Here is an 8447-nt window from a genome sequence, read left to right as displayed (position 1 = left end):
GGGGTATGAGAGGCCGGAACCAATAATAATATTGGCACTGACATTCATCGACACACTATTGAGTTCTCAAAGAACACACGCACAAGCATCCACCCACAACATTTCGTAGGGGCTTCAGCAGGGCAAGGGTTCAAACTTTAGCGCGGGCGGTCCACCGAAGCAAGTCCGGAAGACAGTGAGCTCGCACACATGATCAGTCAGGCGCTCATCGTCCTACCTCGTTTCCCTGTGCGATCCGCTAGCCTCGAGAGGCTCGGCGGTTCGGCACCGGGTCGGTGTCCGTGTCGCTCTGACTCGAATTAAGTTACGCAGCCGCGAACGCGAAGTCAAATCGCCTGGTAGACGCGGTGTTTCCCGAGGTTTTCGCACCCGGTCGAAACCATTCGTGCGCGAGACCCGGCGGTCGAGCCGACGCCGGCGGCAACCCGCCGATCACGGCGATCCATTGGCAACTGATCATTCGTCCAGCTCTGGACGATCTTCGAAACTTCCCCTCACCTGCCGACATGACATGACACACGTAGACACCCCACCCCCTCCGATATACAGTTTGCCGACGTTCAGCAATTTTTCAGTTAACGTCAGGGTGTAAGGAGGTCGAGGTGACGGAGGATCTCGACTCGGTCGAACGTCGCGCCTGGAGCGCGGTGGTCACCCTCGCGATGCGAGTGCCGAGCGCGCTCGACTCGCGGCTGCAACGCGAGTTCGGCGTGACCCATTTCGAGTACCGGGTCATGGCACTGCTGCGGGAGGCGCCGGACCATCGGATGCAGCTGAGCCTGCTCGCGGCCCGGGGGCACGGGTCCATCTCCCGGCTCTCCCACGTGGTGTCCAAGCTGGAACGGGTGGGCTGGGCCAAGCGGGCGGCGGCGGAATCGGGACGCGGCGTGGACGCGGTGCTCACCGAGACCGGGCTGGCCAAGGTGGCCGAGGCGACACCGGAGTACCTGGTCGCGGTGCGCAGGCTGGTCCTCGACGGACTCGACGAGCCGCAGAAGGCCGAGCTGGCCTCGCTGGGGGAACGGATCTCCGACCATCTGCTCGACACCCTCGGCGAGCCCGACGCCGGCGAACCGACCCTCGCCCGCTGACCTCGGACGACACGACGCCGCCCCGGTCGATGACCGGGGCGGCGTTGTCGGTGGCGGGGATCAGGCGTTGTCGGGGCGCCAGGTGGCCACGGCCCAGATCACCACGACGCTGATGACGATGATCAGGATCGACCACCACGGGTAGTACGGCAGCCACAGGAAGTTCGCGATGATCGCGAGTGCGGCGATCACCATGGCCGCCACCCGTCCCCAGGTCTGACCGGCCAGCAGGCCGATCGCGACGATCACGGCGATCGCGCCCAGGACGATGTGCCACCAACCCCAGGCTGTCAGGTCGAACTGGTAGAGGTACTCGGGCCCGACGACGATCAGATCGTCGTTGGCGACAGCCGAGATACCTTCGAGGATCTGCAGGACACCGACCACGGCCAACAGAATGCCTGCGCCGATGGATGTTCCTGCCGCGATTCCCTCACGTACCGGGTGCTGATTCTGATCTGTCATCGCTCGGCCTTCCCGTCGGGTCAACGGATGTGCCACCACGGCACACGCCAACGGTAGAAACCCGACGGGGCCGCGCGCCTCACCCGTTGTGGGTGAACTCGCCTACCCGGCGGACCGGGCGCAATGTCTTGCCGAGATCGGTGCGGAGGGTGAACAGCGTGTCCAGCAGGTAGTTCTGCCGGACCCGCCACGGACGGCGGTCGCCCTGCCGGGGGAACAGGGCGATCGAGCGCTGGATGTAGCCGGAGTTCAGGTCGAGCAGCGGGCGTTCGCCGAGCTTGCCCGTCGGCTCCGGGACGACGGCGGGCACCCCGGTCCGATCCAGGTGGGCGAGGACCTTGCAGACCAGGCGCGAAGTGAGATCGGCGCGCAGCGTCCACGAGGCGTTGGTGTAGCCGACGCAGATCGCGAAATTGGGCAGGCCGGTCAGCATCGCGCCCTGCCAGACGAACTGGTCCGACAGCGGGACCGGGGTGCCGTCCACCGAGGGCGCGATCCCGCCGAAGGCGAGCAGCCGCAGGCCGGTGGCGGTGACGATGATGTCGGCGGGCAGGACCTTGCCCGACGCGAGCTGGATGCCCTCGGGGACGAACCGGTCGATCCGATCGGTGACAACGGTCGCCTTGCCCTTCTTCATCGCCTTGAAGAAGTCGGCGTCGGGCGCGGCGCAGAGGCGCTGGTCCCAGGGGTCGTAGTCGGGGGTGAAGTGCTCGGCGACCAGCTTGTCGTCTTTGAGGATGCGGGTGGTGAGGCCGGTGAGCAGCTTGCGCGCGGCGGCGGGGCGGCGACGGCAGTACTGGTAGAAACCGATGTTGAACAGGATATTCTTGGTCCGGATCAGCCGATGCGCGAGGTCGGCGGGCAGCGCGTCGCGGATCTTGTCGGCCTGCTTGTCGCGGCCGGGCACCGCGCTGATCCAGGTGGGGGTGCGCTGGAGCATGGTGACGTGCTCGGCCTCGTCGGCCAGCGAGGGCACCAGGGTGACCGCGGTCGCGCCGCTGCCGATGACGACCACCCGCTTGTCCCGCACGTCCAGATCGGTGGGCCAGAACTGCGGGTGCACGATGGTGCCGTCGAAGTCGGCGCGACCGGCGAACTCGGGGGCGTGCGGCTGCAAGTAGTCGTAGTAGCCGGCGCAGGTGTAGAGGAAACCGCAGGTCAGGGTGCTCAGCTCGGGTCCGTCGGGGCCCTCGTGGGCGATGGTGAGCTGCCAGCGCGCCTGCGCCGACGACCAGTCTGCGCCGATCACCCGGGAACCGAAGCGGATGCGCCCGTCGATGCCGTTCTCCCGCGCCGTCTCGCGGATGTAGTCCAGGATCGCGGCGCCGTCGGCGATGGAGCGGGCCGCGCGCCAGGGCTTGAACGGGTAGCCCAGGGTGAACATGTCCGAGTCGGAGCGGATGCCCGGGTACCGGAAAAGATCCCAGGTACCGCCGAGATCGGCGCGGGCCTCGAGGATGGCGTAGCTGCGGTGCGGGTGTTCGGTCTGCAGCCGGTACGCGGCCCCGATGCCGGACAATCCGGCGCCGACGATGACGACGTCGAGGTGTTCGGGGGCAACGGCGGAGTCGGTCATGGGGTCCAGTGTGCACCCTTCGCTATCCTCGATGCAGTGTCGATCTTTCGACGTGCGGGATGGTTGCTCGTCGGCGCACTGGTCATCGTGCTGGGTACGGCAATCGCCGGATGGCCCGTCTTCGTCAACCCGCAGCTGGACCCGCTGCGTCGCGCCGATGTGATCGTGGTGCTCGGCGGCACCCCCTACGAACGCTTCGACCTCGGCATCGAGCTCGCCGAGCGGGGCTACGCGCCCGAGGTGCTGATCTCGCAGTCCACCGGGGCCGACGACCCGATGATGGACAAGTACTGCGGCGGCCGATTCGCCTTCCGGGTCTCGTGTTTCCTGCCCGATCCGTGGACCACCGACGGCGAGGCACGCGAAATCGTCCGGCGGGCAAAGATTTACGGTTGGCGCCACATCATCGTGGTGACGTTCACGCCGCACATCTCCCGCGCCCGCTACATCGTCGGCCGGTGTTTCGACGGCGAGATCACCATGGTCGCCAGTCCCACCGACACCGGGCTGGAATTCTGGGCCTGGATGTATGTGCGCCAATCCGCCGGATACGTGCGGGCTTTCGTGAACCAACATTGTGAGACCTCCGGAAATTCCGCGTCCCGGCTTCTAGAGTGACACCAAAGCGCGGCCGGGTGCCGGGCCGCGCGGGTGGCACGGGCGAGAGGACCGCCGATGCTGGTGGAGGATCTGCGCACCGTCGGCGACGACGCGCTGCGCACCCAGATCTGCGTCATCGGCTCGGGCCCGGCCGGGCTGACGGTCGCCACCGAATTGGCCGCGGCGGGATTACAGGTGCTGGTCCTGGAGAGCGGTGACCACGAAACCGGTCCCACCGAAACAGAATTCGCCGCCATCGACAGCATCGGCGCGCCGCGCCTGCCACCCGACCGGATCGCGGGGAGCCGGGTTCTCGGCGGCAGCTCGCGGGTCTGGGCCGGGCGCTGCGGCCTGCTCGACGATCTCGACTTCGCCACCCGGCCGTGGGTCCGCCGCTCGGGCTGGCCGATCGAGGCGACCGCGCTGCGCCCCTACGCCGACCGCGCCGCCGCGCACGCCGGACTCGGGCACGGCGGCGGGTTCACCGACGCCGAGTTCTGGCCGCTCGCCGGCCGTCCGGCGCCCGCCACCGGGCTCGACACCGCGTCCCTGCGCCCGTATTTCTGGCAGTTCAGCCGGGACCCGGTGAACCGGTTCGACAGCAAACGCTGGGGTCCCGCGGTGCGCGATGTCGTCGCGCCGACCGCGCGGGTGCTGGTGAACGCGACCGTCACCCATCTCGACACCGATGCCACCGGGGCGCACGTGAATTCGGTCGAGGTGACCGGCGCGGGCGGACGCGTGCGCACCGTCGAGGCGCGGCTGTTCGTGCTCGCTGCGGGCGGGATCGATACGCCGCGACTGCTGCTGGCCTCGCGGCGCACCGTCGCGGGCGGTATCGGGAACCGATACGACCAGGTGGGGCGCTATCTGATCGATCATCGCAGCGGCGTGGTCGGCACCCTGTCCCCCGCCGCCGCGGGCGCGGCGCTGGCCCGGTTCGGCAAGTACGTGGTGCGGGGACCGCGCGGCAAGCACACCTATCTGCACGGGCTCGCCCTGTCTCCCGAGGTCCAGCGCGGGGAAGCGCTGCTCAACTGCGCGCTGTGGTTGCAGGAGGTCACCGCGCCCGACGATCCGTGGGACGCGGTGAAGCGGGTGCTCGGCGGGCGGGGCCGCTGGCAGGACGGGCGGATCATGGTGTCGGACACCAGGCTGCTGCTGGCCGGCGCGCGGCGCAGGCTGATCGATGGGGTCGGGCTGCCGCGTCGGCTGACCGGGGTCGAAGTGTGGGCGATGGTCGAGCAGGCGCCCGATCCGGAGAGCCGGGTGCGGTTGTCGCAGCGCACCGACCCGGTGGGAATGCCGCTGCCCCAAGTGGATTGGCGCATCGACGCGCGCGAGGACGCGACCGTGCGACGGGCGACCGCACTGCTGGTGGCCGAGTTCGCGCGGCTCGGGCTGCCCGCGCCGGAGATCGTGCCCGCGGCCAGGGCGGGCAGTACCGAGCCGCTGGCGCTGGCCGACCGGGCGCATCCGAGCGGCACCACCAGGATGTCGGTCGATCCCCGGCACGGGGTGGTCGACCGGCACTGCCGGGTGCACGGCGTGGACAACCTCTACATCGCGGGCAGTTCGGTCTTCCCGACGAACGGGCACGTCAACCCGACGCTGACGGTGCTCGCGCTGGCCGTGCGCCTGGCCGACACCCTCCGCGAGGTCCTGCGCGCCCAGCGCTGATCCGGCCGCGACCCGGATTAGGCTGACCGGGTGCAGGACTCGTCTTCGACCATCCATCCGCACGAACCGCACGCGGAGGGACTCGCGTCGCGGTTGAACTGGCTGCGCGCCGGGGTGCTCGGCGCGAACGACGGCATCGTGTCCACCGCGGGTCTCGTCGTCGGCGTCGCCGCGACGACGAACAACACCCACACGATCCTCACCGCGGGCGTGGCCGGCCTGGTCGCGGGCGCGATCTCGATGGCCGCGGGCGAGTACGTGTCGGTCAGCACCCAGCGTGACTCGGAGAAGGCGCTGCTGGCCAAGGAGCGCCGGGAACTGGCCGAGGATCCCGCGGCGGAACTGGCCGAGCTGACCGGGATCTACGAGGCCAAGGGGCTCAGCCCGGCGACCGCCCGCACGGTGGCCGAGGAACTCACCGCCCACGACGCGTTCACCGCGCACGCCGAGGCCGAACTCCGACTCGATCCCACCGAGCTCACCAATCCGTGGGCCGCGGCGGGTTCGTCGGCGGTCGCGTTCACCTGCGGCGCGCTGCTGCCGCTGATCGCGATCGCGATCCCGCCCGCGCAGTGGCGGGTCCCGGTGACCTTCGCGGCGGTGCTGCTCGCGCTGGCGCTCACCGGATCGGTGAGCGCGCGGCTGGGCGGCAGCCGACGGGGCAAGGCGGTGCTGCGGGTGGTGCTCGGCGGCGCGCTGGCCATGGCGATCACCTACGCGATCGGCATGCTCACCGACACGCTTGGCGGTTGACGCCGGTCAGCGGGTCGGCCCGAGATCGAGCCTGCGGGTGACCCGGTCGACGACGTCGGGCGGCATGCCGGGTTCGCGGCGGGCGGCCTGGGCCTCGCGCCTGCCCGCCTCGAGGACGGCCGAGCGGACGGCCCGCAGCTGCGAGGCGAGTTTGCGTTCCTGGTCGAGGGCGGCCTTGGCGTCGGCGTCGGCCGCCTCCGGGTCGGCCTTGGCCGAGAGGTGACGCAGGGTGTCCTTGATGTCCTCGTAGACGTCGTCGGGCAGGCCGTCGCGGGCGGCGATCATCTTCAGCTCGGCGAGTTCGGCCCGCACCACCCTGGTCCACAGCTGCTGTTCGACCGCGCGTTCCTGGCGGGTGTCGGCGTGCACGCCGGTGATCCGCACGACCAGTGGCAGGGTGATGCCCTGCACGAGCAGGGTGAACAGGACGACGGCGAAGGCGACGAACAGGATCTCCGAGCGGGCCGGGAAATCCGCGCCGGAGTCGATGGTGAACGGCACGGCCAGCGCCAGCGCGACCGTGGCCACCCCGCGCATCCCCGCCCACCAGGTGACGATCACCTCGCGCCAGGTGAACGGCTCGTCGGTGTAGCGCCAGAGCCGGGTGCTCACCGCCCAGGTGACCAGCAACCAGGCCAGCCGCAGCAGCACGACGACCGCGATCACCGCGACGGTGACCCCGGCCAGCGACGGCCAGCCGTGCCCGGTGGTGTCGATGACCACGCGCAGTTCCAGGCCGATCAGCGCGAACGCGAACCCGGTGATCAGCATTTCGGCGATGTCCCAGAACGCGTCGGCGACCAGGCGGTAGTCGCGGTCGCCGATCTCGGTCACCGCGTCGGTGAGGTACAGCGCGCACACCAGCACCGCGAGGACCGCGGAGCCCTCCCAGTGTTCGGCGACGCCGTAGGCGACGAACGGCAGCAGCAGGCTCAACGCCACCTGGGCGGTCGCGTTGTCGAGGTACTTGGTGAGCTTGCTGCCCACCCAGCCGAGCACCAGGCCGACCACGAGACCGACCACCGCGGCCAGCACGAAGTCACCGAGGGCGTGCCATGGCGAGAACAGGCCGGTCACCACGGCCTGGATGCCGACGGTGTAGATGACGATCGCGGTGACGTCGTTGAACAGGCCCTCCCCGCCCAGGGTGACGATCAGCCGGCGGGGCAGGCCGAGTCTGCCCGCCATCGAGGTGGCGGCGACCGGGTCGGGCGGGGCCACCAGCGCGCCGAGCACCACGCCCGCCGCGACGGCGGTCGCCGGGTTCCAGGCATGGAAGACCGCGGCCACCGCGACGGCGGTGACGATCACCAGCCCGACCGCGCGCAACGCGATGATCTGCCAGTTCTCGGCGAACTGCCGCCAGGAGGTGCGCCGGGCGGCGGCGTAGAGCAGCGGCGGGAGGACCAGCGGCAGGATCAGTTCGGGTGGGATGTTCAGGCTCGGGACGGCGGGGATCAGCGCGAGCAGACAGCCGAACACGGTCATCAGGATGGACGGCGCGATCCCCAGCCTGCCGCCGAGCGATTCGGCGAGCACCGTCACGAGCAGGATCACCAGAGTGAGTACCAACTGGTCCATAGCGGATCAGTCTCACCGACGGTGGCGACGGGCGGCGGCCGACCCGCCGCCCGTCACGGCAGCACGGCCGCGGCGGGCGGAACGAAGATCGGCGGCAGCGGGAACGGCAACTGGATGACCGGCGGGGGCGGGGGCGGCGGCGGGGGCGCCGGTTCGGGCGCCGGGATCGGCTCGGGTGCGGGCGGGGGCGGCGGCGGCGCGTAGACCGGCGGTTCGTACACCGGGGGCGGCTCGAACGCGGGCGGTGGCGCCTGGACCGGCGCCGGTTCGGGTGGCGGCGGCTCCGCGGGCGGCGGGGGCGGCGGCGCGGGGGCGGCGGGGACCGCGGCGTCGGGGGTGGTCACCGTGCACTGCCACTGACCGTCGGTCTCGACCCGCCAGTGGGCGACGATGCCGCCCGCCGAGCAGTTGCCGCCGACCCGGCGAGCGGGCCACGGTGGCGCGAAGGCGACTTCCTGGCCCGATACCTCGGCGTCGACCGGCAGGCCATTGGTGTCCGAGCCCATCGGATTGACGGTCGACGGATCGTTCTCGTCGCCCTGATTCGCCCGCAGCAGCAAACCGAGCGCCACCACCAGCGCCAGCAACGCGGCCAGCACCGCCGCGATCGCGATCACCCGGGTACTGCCTCCGGTCCCCTGGTCGGGATCCTCGCCGCCGTCTGCCATGGATCGCACCGCCTTCGCCCAGTGGACTCGGAC

Annotated in this window: 8 protein-coding genes; 4 read left to right on the top strand and 4 right to left on the bottom strand. The window is 70.3% G+C overall.

Annotation, left to right across the window (positions count from 1 at the left end):
- Positions 1-602 precede the first annotated feature (602 nt).
- Positions 603-1091 (top strand): transcriptional regulator, encoded by a 489-nt coding sequence (locus AB0L91_RS35210; protein ID WP_355284974.1) that lies wholly within the window; start codon positions 603-605, stop codon positions 1089-1091.
- 60 nt (positions 1092-1151) lie between these two features.
- On the opposite strand, the gene AB0L91_RS35205 is transcribed toward AB0L91_RS35210, so the two are convergent.
- On the bottom strand, positions 1152-1556 hold the full coding sequence (locus tag AB0L91_RS35205) for a hypothetical protein (RefSeq protein ID WP_365017242.1): 405 nt from the start codon (positions 1554-1556) through the stop codon (positions 1152-1154).
- A 79-nt stretch (positions 1557-1635) separates the two neighbouring features.
- Positions 1636-3132 carry an NAD(P)/FAD-dependent oxidoreductase gene (locus tag AB0L91_RS35200; protein ID WP_365017241.1) on the bottom strand — a complete coding sequence of 499 codons (1497 nt, stop codon included), beginning with the start codon at positions 3130-3132 and terminating at the stop codon, positions 1636-1638.
- Between the two features lie 63 nt (positions 3133-3195).
- On the opposite strand from AB0L91_RS35200, the gene AB0L91_RS35195 reads away from it, so the two are divergent.
- Genes AB0L91_RS35195 through AB0L91_RS35185 form a run of 3 tightly spaced genes read left to right on the top strand, consistent with a single transcriptional unit; the run spans position 3196 to position 6165 of the window.
- Positions 3196-3750: a YdcF family protein gene (locus AB0L91_RS35195; RefSeq protein WP_357351019.1), complete on the top strand. Its 555-nt coding sequence runs from the start codon at positions 3196-3198 to the stop codon at positions 3748-3750.
- Positions 3751-3807: 57 nt separating this feature from the next.
- Positions 3808-5412 (top strand): GMC family oxidoreductase, encoded by a 1605-nt coding sequence (locus tag AB0L91_RS35190; protein WP_365017239.1) that lies wholly within the window; start codon positions 3808-3810, stop codon positions 5410-5412.
- Positions 5413-5442: 30 nt separating this feature from the next.
- Positions 5443-6165 (top strand): VIT family protein, encoded by a 723-nt coding sequence (locus tag AB0L91_RS35185; protein WP_355284963.1) that lies wholly within the window; start codon positions 5443-5445, stop codon positions 6163-6165.
- 6 nt (positions 6166-6171) lie between these two features.
- On the opposite strand, the gene AB0L91_RS35180 is transcribed toward AB0L91_RS35185, so the two are convergent.
- Entirely contained in the window at positions 6172-7746 is a 1575-nt protein-coding gene (locus tag AB0L91_RS35180; RefSeq protein WP_357351003.1) for a Na+/H+ antiporter, read from the bottom strand.
- Positions 7747-7799: 53 nt separating this feature from the next.
- Positions 7800-8414 (bottom strand): hypothetical protein, encoded by a 615-nt coding sequence (locus AB0L91_RS35175; protein ID WP_365017236.1) that lies wholly within the window; start codon positions 8412-8414, stop codon positions 7800-7802.
- Positions 8415-8447: the final 33 nt, after the last annotated feature.

Source organism: Nocardia sp. NPDC051833, assembly GCF_040681225.1.
In the GTDB taxonomy this organism is placed as follows: domain Bacteria; phylum Actinomycetota; class Actinomycetes; order Mycobacteriales; family Mycobacteriaceae; genus Nocardia.
This window is presented reverse-complemented; position numbering and strand designations above follow the sequence as displayed.